Raw genomic sequence first — 23346 nt, 5'->3', positions numbered from 1 at the left:
CCCGACTGTGCCGTTATTTATTGGAAACGTCTGGAAGGTTTGTGCACAACCGACGGTAATGCGCTGGCGAGATACGATACGCACGCTGGAACCAGCGCCCGAGGTGGCTCTGGTCGGCAAAGCCGAGCGTCGCCGCCACGTCAACCGGCTGTTCGCCCAACGACAATAGCTGGCGCGCTTTCGCCAGCCGCAGCTGGATCAACCACGCGTGTGGGGCCATGTTGAACTCACGCTTAAAGCTGCGCGTCAGGGTAAAACGGTCGGTGCCCGTCTCCCGCGCTAAATCAGAGAGCCCAATATTGTCGCCCATATGCGCATGCAGATAGTCCCGCGCCCGATGAGCAATCGCCGAGCTTTGAATCGCCGACGGCAGCCGCTTGCGCCACTGGCAGTGCGCGGTCAGCTGCGCCAACAGGCCGTCCATACTGCTCTGCTGCACAATGCGCATCTCATCGGTATGCAGCGTGCTGAACGTCTCGCCAATCGCCCGCACCAGCTGCGGTTCGCGGGTGAGCGTTTGGTTAAAGTGCAGCGAATAGCTGTCCGGCGTGGCGTCATATAGCCCGCGCAGGGTGCTGGTCAGCCAGCGTTCATCGAGGTAAAAGGTGAGATAGGTAAAGCCACCGGCCACCGGCGCTTCACCGTCGTGAATTTCCCCCGGCTCCAGCAGGAAGGCATCGCCCGGCACGCTATGGTGACGCTCGCGACGACAGTGAAACTGCTGGGTGCCAGACAGCGTGATCCCCACCAGATAGCTATCGTGCCAGTGCGGGTCGAACGCGTACCCTTCAAAGTGCGCTTTGATTGTCTCAATGCCCGTATCGGCATGCTGTCGCAGCTCAAGCCAGTCTTTCGTTGCCATACCGCCCCCCTCTCACCGCCAGCATTGCCCGATTGCCGCGCCGATGTCTGGAAGATTTGTGCAATCATCCGGCGCAAACGCGTAGATTGCCGCAATAGTAAGCAGTTGAACAGCTTTTCGGTGAATTTGGTTGACGTGAGGGAGCGACTACGGTTTAATGCGCCTCGTTGCCCGGATAGCTCAGTCGGTAGAGCAGGGGATTGAAAATCCCCGTGTCCTTGGTTCGATTCCGAGTCCGGGCACCACTATTTTAGTTTTGGGACGTTCCTATACGTCCGGGAACATAGAAAAATCAGTAAGTTGATGAAAATCTGGAGTACCGAAAGGTACTGCCAGATTTTTTGACATCCGTAGTTTTTGGGGGCTTAATTGGGGGCCTGCCGGTTTGATAAACTACGGAGCCCCCACAATGCCTCTGACTGATACCGCCACCCGCCACGCCAAACCTCTCGAAAAACCTTACAAACTCAGCGACACGCAAGGTTTATACCTGCTGATTAAACCCAACGGTTCCAAACTCTGGCACCTTAAGTACCGCTTTGGCGGAAAAGAGAAAAAGCTGGCGTTTGGCGCTTACCCGACTGTCTCGCTGGCAACGGCCCGTAAACTGCGCCAGGAAGCCCGTACAATACTGAGCACAGGTGCCGATCCCGGTGTAAAGAAACAGCAGGACAAGCAGGCGAGAAAAAACGGCATTACCTTCGAGACCGTCTCCCGTCAGTGGGTAGCCGCGAACATTCGCTGGAGTGAGGCACACGCCACCAGAGTCCTGCGCTCACTGGAGTTGCACATTTTCCCGCTCATCGGCAATGCCCTTGTGACTGACCTGAAAACTGCCGATCTGCTTATCCCGCTACGGATGGCAGAGAAAAAAGGTTGTCTGGAAACCGCAGCACGAATACAGCAACGTACCACAGTCATCATGCGTTACGCCGTACAGGAAGGATTGATTACAAGCAACCCGGCCAATGACCTCTGCGGCGCTCTCACCCCACCACCGAAAAATCATTACCCTGCCCTGCCGCTGGAAAAATTACCTGAACTACTGGAAAGAATAGACAGCTATTCAGGCAGACTGCTGACAAAGCTGGCGGTACAGCTTAATTTGCTGATTTTTATTCGCTCCAGTGAATTACGTTTTGCCCGCTGGTCGGAGATCGACCTGGATAATGCGATGTGGACACTTCCTGCAAATCGGGAACCTATTGTAAGTATCCCGGCAAAACGGGTGTGCTTACAGTATAAAGGGCAAAGCGTGACAAAAGCGTTGGATTTATTCAGCAAAAAAAGAAATAAAAATGTGACAATTTAGGAGAAGAGGATCGGGAAGTTGCAAGATTCATGAAGCGGGGTCGCAATTCAAACCCTCTCGTCGCTAAAAGAGCGGCCCTTTTTCCCCTGAACATACGCAATATTCAGGGGAAAGGAGCCTTGGAATACTAATTCATTAAACCTTATTCAGCAGACCTTCTCTCGCGAATACTTAAATCGATGACAATGATTTTTACATCTTTAATTTTTGGATAATTAGGCGAGATAGATAACCAATGTTGAGTTAATGCATTTTCAAGTTCATTGAGATTTACTTTAGCACCATTAATAATCCAATTTTTAACTGGTTGATCTTTACCCTGCCAAATCAGTAAAAACACACCAAAATCGGCTTGATTTTCACGTAAGTAATCCCCTACCAACTGATTTTCCAAACGCTCACACAGATCACTTCCTGACCAGGATTTATCCAACAGTTTCAGCTCAACAGGAATGGGAACACCAACATTTTGATGTTGAAGCCATAGGTCTGGCCGTTGACTATTTGCGAGTTCAGCTTCCTGAGCGCAGGTTAATCGCCCCTTTGCAGTGGTTTTGATATGATGAGCAACAACATTGCGCATCTCAGTTTCGCTGGTAATGTTTTGATAGGTTTTAGCCAAACTATCATTACCGCGTTCGAGCCAATCCTTGAAATCCAGTAAATAATGGACACCCATTTGGTATAGCTGTGCTGGAGTATTAGGTGTAAACACTAAACTGGCATCAAAATCTCGTACCTGCTCATCAGTCCATAGCTCGAAATCAGCATCGGACACTGCCCTGTTGCGTGCAGCCCTTACCATCCAATGCTTGTAACCTTCATAAGGGTATTCATTAATAAGCTCCATTATAGTGATATAGGCTTCTTTACCCGGAATATCTGCTAGCCACTGAAAAAGTAGTTCACGGGCACTTTGTGCATCATCTCTAAGCGTCGGAGTATATGTAGTAACGGCTGAATGATCTAAATCATCCTCCGGCTTGATAAACGTGGTCATAAGCAAAAATAACGCTTTTAAACTAACAGGATTACGCACCCCGCCCGTAAAAGAGGCTCTCTCTTCACCATGGCGGAATTTCCCGGTGAGCGTCGTTATAAAATGTTGTGAAAATATACATGCTCTATCTTCTGATAATTGCTCGAGCCAGGTTTTTAACTTGGGTATCGCCTCATCCGGAGAGGTATCAACATATAAGGCAAACCAGGTTGGAAGATTCTCCTCCAGAGAAGGAGCATCGATTTTTTTACTAGCCAAGTGGGCTAACTCAGCAAAACCAATACCGCCATTAACCATAATACGAATACAGCTTCTCAAGCTCTGATTAGATTTCGGCTCATTCCCTTCAAGCCACTTATAAAGTGCGGGAGCCAACTCTATATGGCTCCAGGGAGCCTGATAAACAACATCATGCAAGAGTGGATACATTTGACTGGGTTGATTATTATTTGAAAGTTCCTGCTCCAGTTCTTTCCAGAGTGCATTTACAACAGTCTCCGGATAAGTTTGATACATCTTTTCCAGCCAGCCAGGAAAGCCATTCATTTCTTTTGTTAAATATAAAAGAGCATGCTGTACTTCATCGGGTGGAAGATAGTCAGCAAAACTCGGGTTCTCTTTATATTCGATCTCCAGCCCAAGCAATCCAAAAATAAGATTAAATGGTATTGAGGTTGAGCTTTGGTCTTCAGGCCTGTAAATCCGCCAATATGCCATGGCCGCATCACGAAACGCACAGGCAACGTCCATACCAAATGTTTCAATAAGATCACGCCAGTCATGATTAGTTGCAAGATGATCGTGATTATTTTTATTTATTTCCTGGTATAACCAATATTGTCCATTGCTGGTCTCACCTGTCGCCAGTCCGGGTGGGTTTTTTATAGCTTGAGGATTTGCTTTAACATGGTCAATCCACTTAATACGCTCACATTCATTCTGCGCTCGTTTTTCCTCTGCCTTTTTTATTAAATCAGCCTGTTGCTTGTTTAACTCTTCTCTTTCAGGATCAATCGGAGGGTTTAAATAAAATGCAACTTTCTGTACTAACTCATGATGTTGTTGGGATACTTCATTAATTCCCGATAAAAATTGTTCACTATTATTAGACTGCGTATAAACACGCAGAGCCAAAGACAACGCAACCAACCGATCATCAAGCAATTCTTTTTGACTAACATAGCTCAAAATTCGCTCAAAACTTTCCACATCAAACTTAAAGAAATGCCCTGGCCATTGGACATGCCAGTCATCAATCAATCTGCGGTTTTTGAATTGCGTTTCGGTTCTTCTGTTTTCTACTGCACGCCAGAAAAGAGCATCGTTTAACTCCGGCCATGCGGGAACTAGTTCAGACAATGCCCCTTTGTATTCCCGAATATGATCGGCATGCCAATCTCTGGTTTGGACAAAAGCCAGCATTAAATCTAGCACTTTTTTCTCTAAGCATATATCCGAGCGTAATGACACCAACTTTTCAATAAGATCCATGGCTGAAGGCAACAGCCACACATTTTCTTCCGATATTCCTATATCAGGTTGCTCACAGTAAGGAGCAAGTTTAATTAAATCGTAAAAACCGTTTAGAAGAATAATTAATGTTTTCTCATAATTGGAGGCATTAATGTGGGGTACCTTTTCTATGAACGCCTTGATTCCCTCAACCAATCCCGTTGTTTCGAATTGCTTATAAGGCTCTAATTTTTTAAATGAACCCAATAAATAGTTAACATTCTGTATGTTAAAATCAGCGTTATTCACGAGATCAGCCAGAATACGTCGTGATAAATTATCTGAATTCTTATTCAAGGTTTGCCATAATGATGTCAAAACCTCAGCTGTTGCGGTAGTAACCAATACTCTAACGGCACCAATACGCGCGTAAAGATATCGCTTTTGATCAACCGCAATTGACATTAATTCTTCCAGGCAAACTGGCTTATTAATTTGCCATAGCATCCTTGACAAAAAGAAAATAACATCATCATTATAAAAGTACTCTTTGATAAGAGATGATATTTCTTCTACTAAATCTAATTTAGCTATCATTCCAATAGCATCATTGTACCTTACTCGTTTTTCGTCTGTATCGCTTGCAATACGACTGACAATATTTCTAAGCATGCCAACTCGTACAGACAGAGGTAAATGAGAGACATCCCCACCATTAAGCGCTATTTCAGGCTGAATGCTTAATGCTTTATCCCTTATTTTATCATCCATCAATATCAGCCAAGGGACTAACGTACTTAGTCTAGGAGTAATTACTTTCTCGCCATATATGTCGCGAAATATCAGTGACTCAACGACTCTTCTTGAATGCCCTTTCTCCAACAATGAGTTAAGCCATTTTGCTGTTAAATAATCCCGAATTTCTCGGTGACGGAAACCAACCATATTGTATATCGCATCACTGAAAATCCCTCTCTCTAGAAGAGCCCATACATTTTGAGGTTCCCAACTATCTAAAATAACTTCAGCATTCACACCAACTCGTTCTGTCAGCTTATCATTAATCTGAATGCCACTTTTTCCAGTGAAGGTAACTGCCCCCGCAAGCAGAGAAGCCCCTTCAAGCGCTTTTGATGCCTGAAGAGGTCTTGCCTGACGCCTTGAAGGGTCGATTTCATCAAGCCTCGTTGTAACGTTTCGCTCAAATAATTCGAAACGAGAACCAAGCTTTCCATCCTTATTCCATGTAGTAATCAGAAAATCCAGGTCAAAGGGGCGAGACGCCATCGCTTGTAAATTTGCCCGTTCAATTTCATCAACAAATTCAGTTGCATCTCTAACTTCACGCCGGGATGCATAAAAACGGATATCATCCAGACTCAACGGGTTAAGGCTATAGATGGTCAAAGGGTTGTCTCTATAACCCCCCTCAACTACGTTTTGATTAGAAAAGGGTAAATGGCGCTCAACCGTTTCACAATCAGTTGCGAAACTCCATGTATAAGGCCTACCAGAAATATATATATGTGCTCTATGTCGAGATTTTTTTATTGCGTAAGCAAATCGTTTTACTGCTTTTTCGAAAGCTGTCGGTGCTACCAGACGCGCCTCATCAACGGAATCCAGAAAGAACCAAGCCTCATCAGTAGAGTCCAGCCAAGCCTCAAACTCCTCCGCAGAGCCTACTTCCAAACCCCATGCAAAATCCGCCTCATCCAAATCTTCTATACGAATAAAAAAAGCTAATCTTCCACTTTGCTTGATGTTTTCCGCGCGAGAGCGCATCTCTACAGTCTTGCCTGCCCCTGCAGCCGCAAGAATCACAACACGATACTCCTCCTCAAGCTGAGACCATTTAATTGATCCCATCAAGATACCCATAGAGGTGGATTTTTCATCCTCATTACCAAGGCTATCTTTAGGTACTGCGGTAAAGGACCGGTCCAAAGAAATGATGTCCAGATTCATTGGTTCTACCATGCTTTGAGTTGAGAGTGTAACAACTAAAATACTGCCTTCAATTTGTTGATACAACAGCAAATCTCTGGCATGGCTCGCAAAAACTCGAGATTAATTGCTGCATTGACTTTGGACATTGATGTAGCGAAAAACGTCTACAAGCCACTGTTCTGGTGAGTGATGCTCAGCCTACAAATCCTACTATTGCACGGCCTTACCTAGTGGAAAATCTGCTGATATGGGATGCCCAAGGCAATGCCGTAGATGTATTTAGTCATCCGTTAACCGGCGTTCACCTCAATAGCTTTACCCTGGATATGGTCAGGAGCGGTGAAAGCAGCAAGAGTTCGATTTTTGCCAAGCTTGCCCGGTTGATGGTAGAGAATTAACGGAAAGTGAGTCGGTGTTTTTAGAACACGTTATATGTGGACCTGACTCCACATATAACGAGGTTCCTATTCGCAAAATAACGTTTTTTTCGTGATAACCATCTCAAAAAAAAGCAATTTTTTATGGGGACCTTCGTGGGGGCTCTATTTGCGATAAATATCAACAAAACCAATAATAAACAGCATGTTAATCGTGGATATGATTCCGAGTCCGGCACCACTATTTAGAAGAACCCGCCTATGGCGGTTTTTTTGCTTTCTGAGACTCCGGTAGACACCTTATCTATTCAGTCATACAACCATCTCCCCGCCTTCGCAGACTCGATAATCATCGCAACGGTCAGCGGTTTAATTTCTGGTTCCGGCATGGGTCTTTTTTGCCAGACTGGATACTCGTATTCGAAGTAATTCCTACCATCAAAGTTTGAATGCTCAATATCAAAATGCGCGAATAAATCCGACAAAAAATCATGCGCATCTTCCGGTACAAACTGAAAATCATCAAGTAAGGTCCATTCCTTGGTGACCTGTTGAATTTCAGGTTTAAACCTTCTTTTTCGAATCGGGTAACGTGCCATGATGTACCCGATAACTTCTGCTTCATAGTCTCTGTCCATTAGAATGAAGTCCATTGTATACGGTCTTTCGATCGGGCAATCAGGTTGTATTTTTCAGGCGTACGTTTCGCAACAAGCTGAACCGTAATTATTAGAGTGGCGGCGGATAGTTTCCCTGATATCGGGACGAGCGGCTGGCCAATCAAAATCATGCTGACAGCTTCAGCGGTCATTCCTAATGCATCTGCAAGTTGCTCAATGAAGCTCTGGTCAAACCGTTCTCCAGGTACCACATGGGTATGCCCGTGATAAAAGTATGTCCCGTTTATTTCTTCAACCGCATCCATTCGTTCCTCATTACGCCGTTTGGCGCTCGTTCCATGCGTCTGCAAAAATGATATTACCGTCGCAATGCTTCAAAGAACCCAGCCTATGGCTGGGTTTTTACTTTTTTGCATCCCAATCGTTACGCTGACTCAGCCTCTCAAAGCGCGTTCAACACTTCCGCTTTCACCGTTTTTATCGCCAGCTTCATCTGTTTAAGCTGCTCGCGCAGAGTCTGCACTTCATCGCCGTCGGGAATAAGTACAATGCAGTCTCCGGCAATCTTAACTGTGACGCCAGTACCGGTATCGAAGCCAGCGTCTTTGAGCCATTTGCCGCTCAGGTTAATCGCTGGCGTGCTAGGGCCGTTCTGGCTGGGAACGTAGCTGACGGTGTAGCGGCGCTCAGTTTTGGCCGGTTTTTCGGATGATGGGTGAGTCTGGGTAGGGATCGTTGCCATGTGGGCATCCTCCTGTAACGGGTTAAACGTCCGCCGCAGGAGAGGCTAATCTCACGGGTGGCGGAACCAGACGGGGTTAGCCTTACCGGTGTTACAGGGAACCGGCGCGTCTTGCGACGCCCCCGCCTGGCCCACCATTGAGGTGTAGCCGTGCGTACGACATATTTTGAGACGTTTGCTCGTCATATGTCGCCCGTAACATTCTATCAGAGAGGCTAATCCCGACACCTGATTTTGCAGGTGCGTGAAGAAAGTACTCCTATAGCTAACGCGCCGCAATCCGCCCCCGGACTTCCTGAAAACACGATGGTTATTCTGGAATCCGCCTCGCAAAACCACACGGATGATTGTTCGGTTAACATTATTTACGCACCTTAAAACAGGCAAAATACAGTTAACGTCTGTTTTAAGGTGCATCAATCCTTGTACTTATCTAGTCCCCCCGAAGGTCTGACCGCCCCCGAGACTGATTATCTGTTACCCTATAACCGCAGGCATCGCGACAACCGCCTTGCCACGCATCCTCAAGGTTCTCCATGACCACCAAACACAAAATCCTCCTCAGTGCCTGCCTCGCCGGGCATCCCGTGCGCTACAACGGCACCGATAAATCCTGTACCGCAAATCTGCTGCAACAGTGGCGCGATGAAGGTCGCCTGGTCGCCCATTGCCCGGAGCTGGCGGCGGGACTTGAAACGCCGCGTCTGTCGGCGGAAATGGTTAACGGTCAGGGTATCGAGGTGTTGAGCGGGCGGGCGCAGGTGGTGGAAAGCGACGGGCGTGATGTGACGCAGCCGTACGTGCTGGCGGCCTGGCTGGCGTTAAAAGCCGCGCAGAGTCACGGCTGTCGGTTTGCGATTTTGACCGACGGTAGCCCAACCTGCGGCAGCCAGAACGTGTATGACGGTGCGTTCAGCGGGGTGAAATTGCCGGGCGAAGGGGTCGCGGTGGCGCTGTTGCGCCAGCATGGAATTGAGGTGTTTAGCGAGTTTCAGCTGGCGGCGTTGAAGCGGCGGTTGGATGAGGTTGAAGGGGTTTAGAAAGAGCCGCCCCGGCGTTGGCGCATTGCGCCTCAGCCGGGCTACAAAGATAAATACATCGTTATCAAACAACGCATGTAGGCCGGATAAGCGCAGCGCCATCCGGCAATGCCGCAACGCTCATCACCCAATCCTCACCCACCGCCACCCCACCGCCATCATCACCAGCACGATCGTTACCCCCGCTGCCATATGCAGCAGGAAATCCAGCGGATGCACCTCCACCGGGTGGCAAAACGACAGCATCGTCAGCGCCATACAGGCGATTCCCACTCCTGACGTCGCCAGCGTGCGCAGCGGGTACAGGGCCCGTGTGCGGCGCAGGTAGCCCATCATAATGACCATCATCGGCGTACTCACCGCCATCATAAACGCGTAGCAGTTCACCTCGTCGGAATGACTTTCCGGCGCGTGCGTTGTGCCAAGGCTGAAGATAACGCCGCCTAACCACAGCGCAATCAATGGTGCAAACCAGCGCCAGCCCAGCGGTTTTCGTCCGGCGATGCTCAGCAGGAAGGCGTTGCGTATCGCCAGTATGCCCATCACAAAAGCCACGGTCAGCTGTAGCGCCGCCAGCAGCGCGCCGGACTGCGTCCAGTCTGTTGCCACCCGGTGAAACACCAGGCTGCTGAGCCAACCGCACGGCAGCGCCATCAGCAGCCAGGCGGCGACCCGTCGGTTGCTGGCCCAGGGGCGGCGTATCGGCCCGGCGTCGCGGCTAAGCTTCGCAATAAAAAGATCATGATCGGTCATGGTTCGCTCCCATCCGGCGAAGGTTGGTTAGTGCTCTGTGTAATAGCGATTTCACCGCCGAAACGCTTAAATTATGGCGGGCAGCGGCCTCGGCGAGGCTCATCTCCTGCAGGTGGATATGCTCCACAATCTGCCGCTGGCGCGAGGGAAGCTGGTCGAGGATCAGCGCCAGCGTCTCTTCTCGTTCATCCTCTTCCGGGATGTGTTCGGCGGCAGGCTCAACGGCCTCTTCCTCATCGGCTTCACGCAGCCAGTGGCGGCCACGCTTGCGCAGCGCGTCAACGGTGCGGGCCTGGGTGATGGCCATCAGCCAGGGTAAAAACGGACAGGCGGGATCGTAGGTGTGGCGCACCCGATGGACAGCCAACAGAACGTCCTGGATAACGTCGTCAACCAGCACGCTGTCGGCAATCTGCTTGCGGACCATTGCCCGAATCACCGGCACAATGGCCCGCAGCAGCTGGGTATAGGCATCGCGATCCCCCGCCTGCGCGCTTGCCATCAGCGCAGGCCATGCTTCACGCGGCGCTAAACCGTTATCCATATTCCGCCATGCCCGTTACCTCATGCTTTTTTACCGGATGCCTGATTCAGGGCGTCGACCACAATCGTCGGGGTCAGCACCTGCGGCAGCACTTTTGGTGCGCTGCCATCTGCCGGGTAGACCACGTAGAGCGGCAAACCACCCTGCCCGAACGCGGTCATCGCATCATCAATATCGGCGTTAAATTTGGTGGAGTCCGCCACCATGTAGATCGTGTTCGTGCTCGCCAACGCCTGCTTCACCGCCGTCGTGGAGAGCGACGTGCGCTCGTTCACCTGACAGGTAATGCACCAGGAAGCGGTGAAATCAACAAAGATAGCCTTGCCATGCCCACGCATCTCCGCCACTGTCTGCGGCGACCACTTCACGTGGGTAATGTTTTCCACACGCGCAAGTTCCGGCTGCGATGGCTGGACGTGCATCACGCCGGGCAGCGGGCTGACCGCGGCGATAAACAGCACCACCGTCACCGCCAACAGCCCTTTATAGGATTGCCCAATATAGCGTCGGCGCTGGGCCATGCCGTACAGCCACGCGGCAAAGCTCACCACGACGGCGCAAATTAGCATCGCTAACAGCGCGGTCGTCCCCGCCTGCTGCGTCAGCACCCACACCAGCCAGGCAAACGCCCCAAGCATCGGGAACGCCAGGCCGCGCTTGAGGATATCCATCCATGCGCCCGGTCGTGGCAGGCGTTTGGCGATGGCCGGGAACAGCGAAACCAGGGTAAACGGTGCGGCAAAGCCTATCGCCAGCGACAGGAAAATCGCCAGCGAGGCTACCGGCGGCTGCACCAGCGCGTAGCCTACCGCGCCCGCCATAAAGGGTGCCGAGCAGGGTGTCGCCACCACAATCGCCAGCGCGCCGGTTAGCGCCGAGCGCACAAAAGCCCCGCTGCCTACCGAAATTTCCCCGGCTCGCTGCAATGACAAGCCCACTTCAAACACGCCGAGCAGGTTCAGCGCCGCGCCAAGAATAATCAGCGCCAGCACGGCAATCACCATCGGCGACTGAAGCTGGAACCCCCAGCCGACGGCGGTGCCACCGGCGCGTAGCGCCAGCAGTATGCCCGCCAGCACCTGCATGGTAAAAATCACGCCGAGCAAAAAGCCCAACCCTTCGGTGCGTGCGCTTTTGGCATCGCCCTCATGGCGCAAAATACCCAGCGCCTTCAGTGAAATGACCGGGAACACGCAGGGCATCAGGTTGAGGATAATGCCGCCGACAAAGGCGGCCAGAATGGCAGTAAACATAGCGAACCCCGGCGGCTAAATTACGAGTGCGATTGCGCGTACTGCTTCACGGCATCCATCGCTTTCTGGATGTGCTGATCAGGGTTGCGGTCGGTGTAGCTCATCAGGATTTTGCCGTCCGGAGCAATCACAAACGAGGTACGGTCGGACACCGTTTTGCCGTTCATCTGCATCAGCGTCTGGTACTGCGCCGCCACTTTCGCGCCTGGGTCTGCCGCCACGGCAAATTTATCCCGGCACTCCAGTTTTGAGAATTCATCCACCTGGTCGACGTTCCCGGCGGTCACGCCCACCACGGTTGCACCGAGCTTTTTGAAATTATCGGTGGCTTCAGCAAAGGCGTGCGCTTCAAGGGTACAGCCTTTGGTGAACGCGGCCGGGAAGAAATAGAGCACCACCGGGCCTTTCTGCAATGCCTGTTGCAAGGAGAAGGTCAACGGCTTACCGCCGAGCGCGCCTTGCAGGCTGAAGTCCGGGGCTTTTGCACCTGGTTCAAGGGCGGCGTTCGCATTCACGGCGAAGAGAGAAAGGCTGAGTACGGCGGCGGCTGATAAGGCTTTCAAACGATTCATGGTCGACTCCATCAGGGGGATAAAGGTGCTCTGTACATAATAGTTCGCACGCTAAGGCCTGAAGGTTTCGGTTGTGGGTAAAAAAATTTTGGAATCGAGAGGCCTCGTCCGAGCTATGGGTGTATGTAGGCCGGATAAGCGAAGCGCCATCCGGCAACCTGCGCCGATATTGCCGGATGGCGGCGTTGCCTTATCCGGCCTACAAGGCCTCACGCTTTCCAATGATATGGAAAGTCTCCGCATGGAAATTTATAACGCGGATCACGGAAATTAATTTCTAAATCATAAAACCTATTTCCAATTCTCCCTTGTTAACATCCCTCCCGAGAGCCGCATAATAAAAGGTGCACTCCATGCGAAAAGACTTAACCAGTAATGAACTGCGAATTTATAAATTCTGTCAGGAAAATCCGACTGACGTTTATAGGATGAAAATTCATGAACTGGCTGAGCGCGTTTACACCACCGCACCGTCTATTTCGAAGCTGGTGAAAAAATTAGGCTTTAATAATTTCCAGGAATTTAAGGTCGACGTCAGGGACGTCTTCTCCAAATCGCAAAACTCGCAGCACCATAACACGTTTGTTAGCGAGTATATCCGTGAAATGCAGGACGCCTTAACCAAGGTGTCAGAGAGTAAAGTGAAAGCCTTTTGTGACTTTTTATCCGGCTGCAATACCATTATTACCTGGGGATACGGCACCTCGGATAGCGTGGCGAACTACGTTAGCTATAACCTGATGGTGCTGGGCTTTAATATCCTCAACGAGACGGACTACACCAACTGCAACGTCCGTAGTCGCTTTCTCACCGCCAACGACTGCATGCTAATTGTCTCCAACAGCGGTGAATCAGAAATGCTGGAAGAGATCATTTTTAACGCCAGAAAAAATGGCATCAAGGTAGCCGCGATTACCAGCCGGGAAAACTCCACGCTGGCGCTTCAGGCCGATGCTGCTTTGATTTACAAAAACGCCATTATTAAAGATACCGCTTTCGAAAATATTAGCTATCCGATCCAGATAGCCATCGTAGATATCATGCTTTTCCATTTATCCAATGTCCGAAAAGTGTCGTTAAAATTTAATTCAAAGGTAGAAGATTAATGAAAACCGTAAAACTTGTGGTGATTGGTGCAGGAAGTAGTTATACGCCAGAGCTTATTGAAGGGGTGATTAAAAACCACCACCAGCTCCCTATCTCGCATATCGCGTTTGTCGACGTAGAAATGGGCAAAGAGAAAATGAACATCATTTTCGAGCTCACCAAAAGAATGCTCGCCAAAGCGGACTTACCGATTGAGGTTACCCAAACCTTTGACCGCAAAACAGCGCTGCAGGGTGCAGATTTCGTGGTAACTCAGCTGCGCGTTGGCGGCATTGATGCGCGAATCGTTGATGAGAAACTGCCAAAATCACACGGTTTTATTGGCCAGGAAACAAACGGCGCGGGCGGGATGTTCAAAGCCCTGCGCACTATTCCGGTCATCATTGAAATTGCTAACGAAATGAAGGAGATTTGCCCGGATGCGTGGCTGATTAACTTCACTAACCCAGCTTCCATGGTGACGGAAGCGGTACTCAAGTACAGCAATAACAATCGGGTCATTGGTCTGTGTAACGGGCCTATCAATATGACCCATCAGGTGGCTCGCCTGCTGAACGTCAACGTTGAGGATTTATACGTCGAGTTCAAAGGCTCCAACCACATGAACTTTATTACCAAAATTCTGCACAACGGCATCGACCGCACTCGTGAAACCATCGAGATGATTAACGCCGCCGACGTCGATGCTCTGAGCTTTAAAAACGTCAGCAATGAGCAATTTAATAAAGAGCTGCTGGCCGCCACTAACCTGATCCCCTCTTCCTATTTAAAATACTATCTCAAGACTACCGAAATGCTGGCCGAGCAAGAAGAAGCAGAGCTTTCGCGCGGTGAGATTGTCAAAAATATCGAAGCTGAGCTATTTAAAAAATACAGCGACGTTACGCTTCAGGATAAACCTAAAGAGCTGGAAGCCCGCGGCGGCGCACTCTATTCCACCGCCGCACTGAACGTCATTCGTGCTATTTACCTCGACGATAAGAGCATTCAAACCGTCAACGTTCGCAACGGCGGCGCAATCACCAACTTACCGGAAGACGCGGTGGTGGAAGTGAACTGCGTTCTCACCCGTAATGGCCCTATCCCAATCTGTACCGGCGAAATCCCTTCTCCCGCCAAAGGGATCGTTTCAATGATGAAAGACTATGAAGCGCAGATCGTTAAAGCCGCCGCCACCGGTGATTATCAGGCACTGATCGCTGGCTTTATTTTTAACCCATTATGCTCAAGCGATAATAACGGCGTGGCGTTAGTCAAAGAGATGCTGCTGGCGAATAAAAAGTATCTGCCTTTATTCGCCAAAAAGATTGAATCACTTTAATCGCGGGATGAAACGGATGAAATGTACAACTTTTGATACCAATACCGCGCTGGCCGAACAGGTCGTCAGCGAGCTTTCCGCGCTAAAACCACACTCTCGCGTGCTGATCCCATCCGGTAGCACGCCGCACTGGGTGTACGACGCGCTAGCAGCAACCCCGATTGCCGAGCACCTGACCTTCTTCGCGTTGGACGAGTGGGTTAACGTTCCCAGCGAGTCAGACGGTAGCTGTCTGAGCATGATTAATCAGGACTTTGTGCACAAATGCACCTATCCGGTGCGGTTAGTCCATTTCGATCCGTTTGCCTCAACGACACAAAATATTACCCATTACCAAACCGCACTCAACGGCGAAGAGTTTGACTATGTGATTCTGGGCGTGGGAATGAACGGGCATATCGGCTTAAACGAGCCGGGCGTGCCGTTTGATGCGGATTATCTACAGACCAAACTGGATGATGTAACGATTAACGTCGCTAGCCACAAATACTTCTCCGGAGATGTCACCCTCAGTGAGGGTATTACCGTCGGCCTGAATAAAATCATCAAGGCAGGCAAGGTGATTGTCATCATCAACCACGACGCGAAGAAAGACATTTACCAGCAGATTGTTAACGGCGATGCGCATCACACCCAGGTTCCTGCCATCTATATCAAGCAGTTCCCGCAGGTTAATTATTACATTACGAAAGACCTTAAAGGGTAATCGGCAATGAGCATAACCTCTCTACTCGAACAAAAGATGTTGCCATTGGCCGAGAAAATCTCGTCAAACATCTACCTGACCGCCCTCAAAAATGCGTTTATCGCCCTGATTCCCTTTTTGATTGTCGGTTCATTTTTCGTGTTATTAACCAACTTTCCGATTAACGGCTATCACGAGTTTATGAGTTCGCTGTTAGGGGAAGGTACGCTGGATAAACTCAATTACGGCATTAACGCCAGCTACGGATTAATGACGCTGCTGGTTATTATCACCTTCTCAAAGGAGCTGGTTGAAAAGCTCAATCTCAGCCAAAGTACCGCCATTCTGCCGGTTGCCATCTTCTTTTTAATGTCGCCGGGCAGCATCACCACCGGGTCTGGGGAGATCGTTGCTGATGCCTACGCGCTTGTCGACTTTAGCTCCGAGTCGATGTTCTTAGGGATTATCGTTACCGTCATCACCATCAAGATGGTCCAGCTTCTGGAAAGCAGGGCTTTCACCATCAAGATGCCCGCTAGCGTCCCACCAGAGATTGCTAAGTCATTTAAATCGCTGGTGCCTATCTTAGTGGTGCTGCTGTTCTGGATTATCGTCAAGGTGCTGTTCGAGCACACGCACTTCGGTACACCGGGGAAATTTATCAGCGTCATGCTGCAACAGCCGCTGCTGTATCTGGGAAATTCCCTTTTATCACAGTTGATTGCCGAGATGATGATCAGCTTCTTCTGGTTCTTTGGGATCCACGGCGACTCAATCATGACGTCGGTAATGGGGCCAATCTGGCAAACGCTCAGCGCGCAGAATCTGGCGCAGACGCAGGCCGGACTCGCCGCCACCAATATCATTACCCAGCAGTTCAGGGATGTGTATTTGATTGCCGGCGGCACGGGCTTTACCGGGGCGCTGCTGATTAGCATCTTTATGGTCGCCAAAAGCACGCGATTAAAGCAGCTCTCAAAGCTGGCAGCACCCGCGGCGATTTTTAACATCAATGAGCCGATTATTTTTGGTTTGCCGATCGTGCTCAACCCGCTGATGCTTATCCCTTTTATCATCACACCGATGGTGCTGTGTACGGTCACCTATGTGGTTATTGCGCTCGGCTGGGTTCCTCCCACGTCCGGCGTGTCGATACCCTGGACCACGCCAATCTTTATTTCTGGCTTCCTCACTACCGGGATTTCAGGCGTCGTTTTACAGGCGGTGAATCTGGTTATCGCCACCGCGATTTATACGCCATTCGTGAAGATTTTAGATAAGCAGTATCTGCATGAAGAGCATCGGCTAGAAAGCACGGTGGGTGAACTACAGACTCAGCAATAAAAACCAGAAGTCGGCCGGATAAGCGCAGCGCCATCCGGCAGTATCAGTACGGGTTGCCGGATGGCGGCGCTGCGCTTATCCGGCCTACAGGATTATGCCACGCTGCCCCACACCAGCCGTCCTTTATGGAACGTTGCGGCGCGAGGAGAGATCCGCGCTACCGCTTCCGCCGAGCACGACGCATCCACCAGCACAAAGCTGGCGTCATCCTGCGCCTTCGGCCACACGCGCTCGCCTTTGTCGTTCAGTGGCAGCACGTCGCCGGTGGCGAGGAACAGCGAGCGGGAGAGGTTCTGCTCGTTCGGGCGGATATAGAGCTGGGCGTAGAGGTTGGCTTTTTCGAACATATCGCCAAGGCCGTACGGCGACCAGTGGTCAATCACGCTGTCGGTGCCGGTCATCAGCGTCACGCCTTTGTCGCGCAGCTGTTTCAGCGGCATATGCAGCGTGCCGATAGGCACCGTTGAAGCGATGGAGATCTGCTGCGCGGCCATACGCGAGGCGATTTCATCCACCAGCTCTTCGTTCATGGTTGCCAACGCGAAGGCGTGGCTGATGGTCAGCTTGCCCTTCAGCTCCGGCGTTTTCTCTACGGTTTCCACCATATATTTCACCGCCGCCACGCCCGCTGGGCTGGTTTCATGCAGGTGAATATCCACCCCTTTGCGGTAGTCGATGGCAATCTGGAACATAGTGTCGAGGGACTTCTCCATCGCACCGTCGACGTTGGTCGGGTCCAGCCCGCCGACGTAGTGCGCCCCGGCCTGCATCGCTTCGCGCATCAGCGGTTCAGATTTTGATAACAACAGGCCGTGCTGCGGGAAAGCAACGATTTCGCAGTCGAAGCCGGCTTTGCGACGCGCCAGCACTGCCTGTAAATTTTCGAGGTTTTTCAGCCCGGAGACCGGCTCGATGTTGCAGTGGCTGCGGGCGATGGTGGTGCCTTTTGATTGCAGCAGGTCAATCAGCTTTTCGGCGCGCTCCTGGGTGTACGGCTGGAGTTCAGGCAGCAGCTTTTGCTCCAGCTTGATCATGTCCTGAATCGTGGTGCCCGCCGGGCGGTTGAGCGAGCGCCACGGGCCGCCGTAGAAGGTTTTATCAAGGTGGATATGCATGTCGCGGGTGGTCGGCAGCATCAGCTTGCCGCCCGCGTCATAGTGCGGCAGCGTGGCATCCGGGTGATTTTTATTGTCGCGCAGGGCCACGATTTTGCCGTCCTGAATTTCCACGGTCTGCAGTGCGGTACGGGTATGCACGACGACCGCGCCCTCGTACTCAAAGCCCGTTTCAAGCAGCACGTTATCCAGATAGTAATGGCTGTCGGTAATGTTCATGGTTCCCTTCGTCTCGCAGACGGCAGCGCCAAAAGTCGCTGCATAGGCCATCGGCGCGGTTGCACCAAACAGCGCGGCGGCGGTGACCATTTTGCCGCTGTTGCTTAAAAACTCACGGCGACTATTATTCTCTTTCATCGTCGTTCCTTATCAATGGACGATATGGGTGCCCGTTTCGCCACGCAGGGCGGCAGGCAGACATTCCGGCGTGGTGATAATCACCCGTTTACCGCCGTGTTGTAAAAATTGCAGGCTGGCAACAATCTTCGGCAGCATACTGCCCGCTGGGAAGTGGCCTTCGTGCATATAGCGGGTCATGGTGGCGATATCCACCAGCCCCAGCGCCTGCTGTTCCGGTTTACCAAAGTGGATGCAGACCTTCTCCACGCCGGTGGTGATCACCAGAATATCGGCGGCGATCTCGCGCGCCAGCAACGCGGTGGAGAGATCTTTGTCGATCACCGCGTCAACGCTGTGATAATCGCCCTCTTCCCCCAGCGCCACCGGAATGCCGCCGCCGCCCGCGCCGATCACCAGGAAGCCTTTCTGCGCCAGCGCCTGAATGGCTTCAGACTCGACGATGCGCTTTGGCTCCGGCGAGGCGACAACGCGACGGTAGCCACGTCCGGAATCTTCGACGAATCGCCAGGTTGGGTTGGCTTTTAACAGTTCGTCACGCTGTTCGGCGCTGAAGAACGCGCCAATGGGTTTGGTCGGGTTGGCGAAGCCGGGGTCGTTTTTATCCACCTCCACCTGGGTTACCACCGTCACCGCTTTTTGCTCGCCGCGTTTTGCCAGCCGGTTATTCAGCGCCTGCTGAATAAGGTAGCCGATACCGCCCTGGGTGTCGGCTACGCAGTTGGCGAGCGGGGTGAGCGGCAGCCCTTCTCGCTCGTGGGCAATCTCCGCGCGACGCAGATCCAGCCCCACCTGCGGGCCGTTGCCGTGGGTCAGGACGATGTTGTAATCCGATGCCAGCATCGCAAGCACCGTGTCCGCGACCGCTTTCACCGCCTCTGCCTGATGTTCAATCGACTGGCTGGCGTTGTCTTTGATTATGCTGTTGCCGCCAATGGCAACGACCACAAGTTCTTTCATCGTGTAGGTTCCAGTGCAGAAGGTGATGTGATTATTGTTGTTGGGGTGGCCGTTGTAGCCCGGCCAAGCGAAGCGCCGCCGGGAGAACCCCGGGGTCGGCGTAAACGCCTCGCCCGGGCTACAACGTCAGACGCAGTAACGTTCGCACCAGCTTAAAATAGCTTTTTCGAAGCAGGCGAACGGCGGGTGCACGATCCCGGCGCCAATCATGCCGATGCCCGCATCTTTATGGGCAATGGCGGTGTTGATCACCGGCAGAATACCGCTGCTGCCGACGCGGGTGATGTCGATAGCCGTTGGCACGCCCATAAAGCCGAGCAGCGGGATGGTGACGTTCGGATTCTCGCCGAGGGTGATTTCGCGCATCTGGCGGGAGAAGTCGATCGCCTCTTCCACCGTGCCGCCCACCAGCGCCACAATCGCCGGGGCCGTGGCCATCGCAAAGCCGCCGATGCCGTAGGTTTCGGTGATCGCGCTGTCGCCGATATCCAGCCCTGAATCTTCCGGCTTGTATCCGGCGAACATCGGGCCGATAACCTGCTGCGCCGGGCCGGTGAACCACTGCCCTGGCAGGCCGCTGACCCGCAGGCCGAACTCGACGCCGTTACGCGCCATGGTGGTGACCACGGTGCTGTATTCGATGCCGTGCGCCGCGTCCATCGCCGCTTTACACATCGCCATCCACGTCGGGCCGGAGAAGTAGTCGCTGCTGGCGACGAACTCGAACACTTCGCGCTGCTGCTCAACGGGGTAGCCCGCCTGAATGATCCCCGGCGTCAGCGCCTGAATCAGCAGCGTGGTACCCGCGTTGTTGCGGTTGTGGCACTCGTCGCCCATGTGCAGCGCCTGCGCCAGCATTAAGCGCAGGTCAATCTCGCCGATGACCTTCATTGCATCGCGCAGCATCGGGCCCTGTACGTCGCGCATCCAGTTCAGACGGTCGATCACGCTCTGGTCGTTGGCCCCCATGCGCAGGATCTTCGCCATCTGCTCGCTCATGTTGGTATAAGCGATGTTGCCGTAGGTTTTGTTCTCAACGATGTGCATAAACATCGAGGCTGAGGTCACGCCCGCCATCGAGCCGACGCAGTCGTGCTCGTGGCACGGCGAAAAGGTGATTTCGCCGGAAGCCGCAAGATCTGCCGCCTCGTCGATATCCTTCGCCAGCCCTTCAAACACCAGCGCCCCGGTGACCGCGCCTTTCATTGCGCCGCACATTTTCTCCCATGTCACCGGTGGGCCCGCGTGGAGGATGGTTTTCGGCGTCATGCCCGGCACCACGTTAATCGCCTGGTCAAAGCCAATCAGCACCGGGTGAGACTGAATGATGCGCTCCAGCGCCTGCTGGTTGGCGGCGGCAATTTTCTCCGCCAGCGGGGAATCGGCGATGCTGTCCAGCGCCTTCACCACCTGCATATTGCCCTGCCCCGGCGGCGTCCAGTCGAGCTGGGTGACGGCGACGTGCTGCTTTTTCAGGTCATCGCTGAACATGGCGATGCCGACGTTAATGACGTTCAGCGGTTGGGTAAACAGTGACTGGCTCATCAGGCTTCCTCCCCTTTGCAGATAAATTCACGCGCCAGCAAACCGGTATTGGTGCTGCTGCTGGCGAGGATAACGCCCGCGTCGGTCAGCATCTGGCGCTGTTTTTCCAGCGACGGCGTATCGAGATCGGTCCCCAGCACGTAGGCGAGGATCGTAAGCTCTCGCCCATCGGCGGCGGCGATCGCTTTCGCTTCGTTGATCGCCTCGATCGTTGAACCGACCGGATCTTCATGCGATCCAAAGCCCAGCACGAAGTCCATCACGATCACGCCCACCTGCGGATCGCGCGCTTCCTGAATCAAGCGGCTGATGCGGTTGGTCGGGTCGATCATCGGGTGCGGCTTGCCGTTGGTGAAGTCGTCATCGCCGAAGTCGAGGAAGGTGTGCTTCACGCTGCGGTTGATATCCGCCAGGCGGAAAGCCGGGTCAGGCTGAATGTTGCTGTAGACGTCGCCGTGTTTTTCCATCACTGCGAACATGGTTTCATCGCACAGCGTGCCGCCGCAAAACAGGCCGCGAATGTACTTCTGCTGAGGGGTCAGACGTGAACGCACGTCGGCAATCAGCGCCTCGTTCAGCGGATGCAGGTCTAACGATTCCTTCTTCACGCCGCTCAGCAGCACCGCTTTCAGCGCCGCCTCTTTGGTGCCACGAGCGAACTGTAAGCCCTGCTCGTCTGCCGGTGGCTCGGCGCGACCGAGGAAACAGACCACCACCGGTTTGCGGCAGGTGCGAGCACGTTCCAGCACTTTGCGCGCCACGGCCGGAGCCGGCGGCTTGGAGACCAGCGCGATAATCTCGGTTTGCGGGTCGTTTTCCAGCATGCCGATGGCATCAAGCATCATCAGCCCGCCAATCTTCTCGCTGAGGTCACGCCCGCCGGTGCCGATCAGCTGCGAAATACCGCCGCCAAAGTCATGAATACGGACGCTCAGCTCCTGGCTGCCGGTACCGGACGCGCCAACAATGCCGATGTTGCCGCGGCGTACCGCGTTGCCAAAGCACAGCGCCGCGCCGTTGATAATCGCGGTGCCGCAGTCCGGCCCCATCATCAACAGCCCTTTTTCATGCGCCAGCTGTTTCAGCGCCAGTTCGTCTTCAATGGTGACGTTGTCGGAGAACAGCATCACATTGAGGTCGTTTTGCAGCGCCTGACGCGCTTCGCGGGCGGCAAACAGACCGTTGACGGAAATCACCGCCAGGTTGCTCTCCGCCACGTGCTTTTTGGCGCTGGCAAGCGTAGCGTAGCGCGCTTCATGCGAACCGCTTTCCGCTTTTTTAGTGAATAGCTCTTCAATGGCCGCCAGCGTCTGCTCGTTGTCCGCGCCGTCTTTGCCGTTGATGACGATCATCAGGTCGCCGTTTTTCGCGTCATCCAGCTCGGTGGTTAACAGCCCGAGATTTTTCAGCACGCCTTTGTTCATCTCGGTAGCCATAGCCACAAACGCCTGCTCAACGCCGTCGAGCTTATTGGCGCGCGTGGAAATCGACATCAGCGAGACCGAATCAAAATACGTATTCTTCTTAATCACTATTTTGACTGACATAACTCCCTCCATAGGCTTGGCTCAGCGCGCAGGCATCCGCCATGCCGTAAAGCATGTCGCAGCCGGAACTGGAGCCAATATTTTTAATACTGGCGATAGTCTGGGTTGAAATATGTTGCGGCTCATTAACCATGCCGTTAATAAACCCGAAAATCGTTTCGCGATAGCGCTGGGAAAAAGCCGCTTCCAGCGTAATAGCGCTTAATAAAGTGGTATTGTCACGCGCCACCTTTAGCGCGGAATTAAATGCGTTGCGATATTTTTTTGCCGGGTGGCCGTCGATAAATAAAACGGTGCTTAACCCCACTAAATAATCATCCGCCGACGGCGTCAGGCCAATACCTAATCCCACCATATTGGCGACTGCCGACGTTATTTCCCGGCCCTGTAATAACGCATTAAATAATGTCTTTCGCCGCTGCTGTAATGTCTCGGAGATAGCCTGATAAAACGGGTTATCGCCGCGCCAGAGAAACAGCGTCTGGTTATCCTGTAATTGTTGATGAATCTCGTCGTGCCACCGCTGCCAGGGAATCTGCCGGAATCGTTCGGCGTTAAGCTGCGGTATCGTTGGCTGCCAGCGCTGGCAGGAGGCGGTGTCCAGCCATTTATCCTCGCCAACCGTTATCCCTGTTGGGTGAAACTGAACCGTCTCACCAGGCCGGAACAGGCCATCAAAGTGAGCAAGTGCCAACCTACAGCTGTTCGGGGCGTTGTCGTACGCGTCGCACAAGAGCGTCAGCAACCGCTGCTGTGCCGGGAGATAAAGGTTTACCGCCCGGGAAAAGACCTGTTCGACCCGACCAGAGCCACGTTCCAAAAGAAAGTGCTCGTCCGCAGTTAGCGCTTGCACACACCGCCGTATTGGGGTGTCGATAGCGCGTCTCC

General features: G+C 52.5%; 21 protein-coding genes, 1 tRNA gene and 1 pseudogene. 8 read left to right on the top strand and 15 right to left on the bottom strand.

Annotated elements, in window-relative coordinates:
* Positions 1–13 precede the first annotated feature (13 nt).
* On the bottom strand, positions 14–862 hold the full coding sequence (locus tag ACLGE8_RS15555; RefSeq protein WP_410999760.1) for an AraC family ligand binding domain-containing protein: 849 nt from the start codon (positions 860–862) through the stop codon (positions 14–16).
* Positions 863–1031: 169 nt separating this feature from the next.
* Here ACLGE8_RS15555 and ACLGE8_RS15550 point away from each other — a divergent pair.
* Together ACLGE8_RS15550 and ACLGE8_RS15545 are read left to right on the top strand one after the other, a co-directional pair.
* Positions 1032–1107: transfer RNA gene (locus tag ACLGE8_RS15550), tRNA-Phe, on the top strand.
* A 164-nt stretch (positions 1108–1271) separates the two neighbouring features.
* Positions 1272–2078: pseudogene (locus ACLGE8_RS15545) on the top strand (tyrosine-type recombinase/integrase); the annotation flags it as partial.
* Positions 2079–2316: 238 nt separating this feature from the next.
* On the opposite strand, the gene ACLGE8_RS15540 reads toward ACLGE8_RS15545, so the two are convergent.
* Complete coding sequence (locus ACLGE8_RS15540; RefSeq protein WP_410999758.1) at positions 2317–6594, bottom strand: NACHT domain-containing protein; 4278 nt, start codon at positions 6592–6594, stop codon at positions 2317–2319.
* A 212-nt stretch (positions 6595–6806) separates the two neighbouring features.
* On the opposite strand from ACLGE8_RS15540, the gene ACLGE8_RS15535 reads away from it, so the two are divergent.
* A complete protein-coding gene (locus ACLGE8_RS15535; RefSeq protein ID WP_410999756.1) occupies positions 6807–6974 on the top strand; it encodes a hypothetical protein in 168 nt (55 codons plus the stop codon).
* A 287-nt stretch (positions 6975–7261) separates the two neighbouring features.
* Here ACLGE8_RS15535 and ACLGE8_RS15530 read toward each other — a convergent pair whose 3' ends face one another.
* From ACLGE8_RS15530 to ACLGE8_RS15515, 4 genes are all read right to left on the bottom strand, one after another.
* Positions 7262–7591: a DUF1493 family protein gene (locus ACLGE8_RS15530; RefSeq protein ID WP_410999754.1), complete on the bottom strand. Its 330-nt coding sequence runs from the start codon at positions 7589–7591 to the stop codon at positions 7262–7264.
* Positions 7591–7878 carry a hypothetical protein gene (locus ACLGE8_RS15525; protein ID WP_410999752.1) on the bottom strand — a complete coding sequence of 96 codons (288 nt, stop codon included), beginning with the start codon at positions 7876–7878 and terminating at the stop codon, positions 7591–7593. The genes ACLGE8_RS15530 and ACLGE8_RS15525 overlap by 1 nt, the downstream gene beginning before the upstream one ends.
* Positions 7879–8015: 137 nt before the next feature.
* On the bottom strand, positions 8016–8315 hold the full coding sequence (locus tag ACLGE8_RS15520; RefSeq protein ID WP_410999750.1) for a SymE family type I addiction module toxin: 300 nt from the start codon (positions 8313–8315) through the stop codon (positions 8016–8018).
* A 51-nt stretch (positions 8316–8366) separates the two neighbouring features.
* Positions 8367–8501 (bottom strand): hypothetical protein, encoded by a 135-nt coding sequence (locus tag ACLGE8_RS15515; protein ID WP_410999748.1) that lies wholly within the window; start codon positions 8499–8501, stop codon positions 8367–8369.
* A 350-nt stretch (positions 8502–8851) separates the two neighbouring features.
* Here ACLGE8_RS15515 and ACLGE8_RS15510 point away from each other — a divergent pair, with 350 nt between their 5' ends.
* Positions 8852–9355 (top strand): DUF523 domain-containing protein, encoded by a 504-nt coding sequence (locus ACLGE8_RS15510; protein ID WP_410999746.1) that lies wholly within the window; start codon positions 8852–8854, stop codon positions 9353–9355.
* Between the two features lie 123 nt (positions 9356–9478).
* On the opposite strand, the gene ACLGE8_RS15505 is transcribed toward ACLGE8_RS15510, so the two are convergent.
* From ACLGE8_RS15505 to ACLGE8_RS15490, 4 genes are read right to left on the bottom strand one after another with little or no spacing between them, the layout of a single operon-like run.
* Positions 9479–10108 (bottom strand): DUF1109 domain-containing protein, encoded by a 630-nt coding sequence (locus ACLGE8_RS15505; protein ID WP_410999744.1) that lies wholly within the window; start codon positions 10106–10108, stop codon positions 9479–9481.
* Positions 10095–10652, bottom strand: coding sequence for a sigma-70 family RNA polymerase sigma factor (locus tag ACLGE8_RS15500; RefSeq protein WP_312655450.1), 558 nt, complete (start codon positions 10650–10652; stop codon positions 10095–10097). The genes ACLGE8_RS15505 and ACLGE8_RS15500 overlap by 14 nt, the downstream gene beginning before the upstream one ends.
* 20 nt (positions 10653–10672) lie before the next feature.
* A complete protein-coding gene (locus ACLGE8_RS15495) occupies positions 10673–11905 on the bottom strand; it encodes a protein-disulfide reductase DsbD family protein (protein WP_410999742.1) in 1233 nt (410 codons plus the stop codon).
* A 20-nt stretch (positions 11906–11925) separates the two neighbouring features.
* Positions 11926–12477: a peroxiredoxin gene (locus ACLGE8_RS15490; RefSeq protein WP_410999740.1), complete on the bottom strand. Its 552-nt coding sequence runs from the start codon at positions 12475–12477 to the stop codon at positions 11926–11928.
* A gap of 353 nt (positions 12478–12830) precedes the next feature.
* Here ACLGE8_RS15490 and ACLGE8_RS15485 point away from each other — a divergent pair, with 353 nt between their 5' ends.
* From ACLGE8_RS15485 to ACLGE8_RS15470, 4 genes are read left to right on the top strand one after another with little or no spacing between them, the layout of a single operon-like run.
* Positions 12831–13583 (top strand): MurR/RpiR family transcriptional regulator, encoded by a 753-nt coding sequence (locus ACLGE8_RS15485; RefSeq protein ID WP_410999738.1) that lies wholly within the window; start codon positions 12831–12833, stop codon positions 13581–13583.
* Positions 13583–14905 carry a 6-phospho-beta-glucosidase gene (locus ACLGE8_RS15480; protein ID WP_410999736.1) on the top strand — a complete coding sequence of 441 codons (1323 nt, stop codon included), beginning with the start codon at positions 13583–13585 and terminating at the stop codon, positions 14903–14905. Before ACLGE8_RS15485 ends, ACLGE8_RS15480 begins: the two co-directional genes overlap by 1 nt.
* Positions 14906–14921: 16 nt before the next feature.
* Positions 14922–15611: a 6-phosphogluconolactonase gene (locus tag ACLGE8_RS15475; RefSeq protein WP_410999734.1), complete on the top strand. Its 690-nt coding sequence runs from the start codon at positions 14922–14924 to the stop codon at positions 15609–15611.
* Between the two features lie 6 nt (positions 15612–15617).
* On the top strand, positions 15618–16934 hold the full coding sequence (locus tag ACLGE8_RS15470) for a PTS sugar transporter subunit IIC (protein ID WP_410999732.1): 1317 nt from the start codon (positions 15618–15620) through the stop codon (positions 16932–16934).
* 92 nt (positions 16935–17026) lie between these two features.
* On the opposite strand, the gene ACLGE8_RS15465 is transcribed toward ACLGE8_RS15470, so the two are convergent.
* The 5 genes from ACLGE8_RS15465 to ACLGE8_RS15445 form a co-directional block, all read right to left on the bottom strand.
* Positions 17027–18406: an amidohydrolase family protein gene (locus ACLGE8_RS15465; RefSeq protein WP_410999730.1), complete on the bottom strand. Its 1380-nt coding sequence runs from the start codon at positions 18404–18406 to the stop codon at positions 17027–17029.
* 12 nt (positions 18407–18418) lie between these two features.
* Positions 18419–19366 carry a carbamate kinase family protein gene (locus ACLGE8_RS15460; protein ID WP_410999728.1) on the bottom strand — a complete coding sequence of 316 codons (948 nt, stop codon included), beginning with the start codon at positions 19364–19366 and terminating at the stop codon, positions 18419–18421.
* A gap of 126 nt (positions 19367–19492) precedes the next feature.
* A complete protein-coding gene (locus ACLGE8_RS15455) occupies positions 19493–20911 on the bottom strand; it encodes a DUF1116 domain-containing protein (protein ID WP_410999726.1) in 1419 nt (472 codons plus the stop codon).
* A complete protein-coding gene (gene fdrA / locus ACLGE8_RS15450) occupies positions 20911–22458 on the bottom strand; it encodes an acyl-CoA synthetase FdrA (protein WP_410999724.1) in 1548 nt (515 codons plus the stop codon). The genes ACLGE8_RS15455 and fdrA overlap by 1 nt, the downstream gene beginning before the upstream one ends.
* Positions 22436–23311 (bottom strand): DUF2877 domain-containing protein, encoded by an 876-nt coding sequence (locus ACLGE8_RS15445; RefSeq protein ID WP_410999722.1) that lies wholly within the window; start codon positions 23309–23311, stop codon positions 22436–22438. Before ACLGE8_RS15445 ends, fdrA begins: the two co-directional genes overlap by 23 nt.
* Positions 23312–23346 lie beyond the last annotated feature (35 nt).

Source organism: Kluyvera sp. 142486, from assembly GCF_046569695.1.
In the GTDB taxonomy this organism is placed as follows: Bacteria; Pseudomonadota; Gammaproteobacteria; order Enterobacterales; family Enterobacteriaceae; genus Kluyvera.
This window is presented reverse-complemented; position numbering and strand designations above follow the sequence as displayed.

Coding starts and splice junctions, on each gene's coding strand:
- ACLGE8_RS15555 (WP_410999760.1), bottom strand. CDS start 862: ATGGCAACGAAAGACTGGCTTGAGCTGCGACAGCATGCCGATACGGGC.
- ACLGE8_RS15540 (WP_410999758.1), bottom strand. CDS start 6,594: ATGAATCTGGACATCATTTCTTTGGACCGGTCCTTTACCGCAGTACCT.
- ACLGE8_RS15530 (WP_410999754.1), bottom strand. CDS start 7,591: ATGGACAGAGACTATGAAGCAGAAGTTATCGGGTACATCATGGCACGT.
- ACLGE8_RS15525 (WP_410999752.1), bottom strand. CDS start 7,878: ATGGATGCGGTTGAAGAAATAAACGGGACATACTTTTATCACGGGCAT.
- ACLGE8_RS15520 (WP_410999750.1), bottom strand. CDS start 8,315: ATGGCAACGATCCCTACCCAGACTCACCCATCATCCGAAAAACCGGCC.
- ACLGE8_RS15515 (WP_410999748.1), bottom strand. CDS start 8,501: ATGACGAGCAAACGTCTCAAAATATGTCGTACGCACGGCTACACCTCA.
- ACLGE8_RS15510 (WP_410999746.1), top strand. CDS start 8,852: ATGACCACCAAACACAAAATCCTCCTCAGTGCCTGCCTCGCCGGGCAT.
- ACLGE8_RS15505 (WP_410999744.1), bottom strand. CDS start 10,108: ATGACCGATCATGATCTTTTTATTGCGAAGCTTAGCCGCGACGCCGGG.
- ACLGE8_RS15500 (WP_312655450.1), bottom strand. CDS start 10,652: ATGGATAACGGTTTAGCGCCGCGTGAAGCATGGCCTGCGCTGATGGCA.
- ACLGE8_RS15495 (WP_410999742.1), bottom strand. CDS start 11,905: ATGTTTACTGCCATTCTGGCCGCCTTTGTCGGCGGCATTATCCTCAAC.
- ACLGE8_RS15490 (WP_410999740.1), bottom strand. CDS start 12,477: ATGAATCGTTTGAAAGCCTTATCAGCCGCCGCCGTACTCAGCCTTTCT.
- ACLGE8_RS15485 (WP_410999738.1), top strand. CDS start 12,831: ATGCGAAAAGACTTAACCAGTAATGAACTGCGAATTTATAAATTCTGT.
- ACLGE8_RS15480 (WP_410999736.1), top strand. CDS start 13,583: ATGAAAACCGTAAAACTTGTGGTGATTGGTGCAGGAAGTAGTTATACG.
- ACLGE8_RS15475 (WP_410999734.1), top strand. CDS start 14,922: ATGAAATGTACAACTTTTGATACCAATACCGCGCTGGCCGAACAGGTC.
- ACLGE8_RS15470 (WP_410999732.1), top strand. CDS start 15,618: ATGAGCATAACCTCTCTACTCGAACAAAAGATGTTGCCATTGGCCGAG.
- ACLGE8_RS15465 (WP_410999730.1), bottom strand. CDS start 18,406: ATGAAAGAGAATAATAGTCGCCGTGAGTTTTTAAGCAACAGCGGCAAA.
- ACLGE8_RS15460 (WP_410999728.1), bottom strand. CDS start 19,366: ATGAAAGAACTTGTGGTCGTTGCCATTGGCGGCAACAGCATAATCAAA.
- ACLGE8_RS15455 (WP_410999726.1), bottom strand. CDS start 20,911: ATGAGCCAGTCACTGTTTACCCAACCGCTGAACGTCATTAACGTCGGC.
- fdrA (WP_410999724.1), bottom strand. CDS start 22,458: ATGTCAGTCAAAATAGTGATTAAGAAGAATACGTATTTTGATTCGGTC.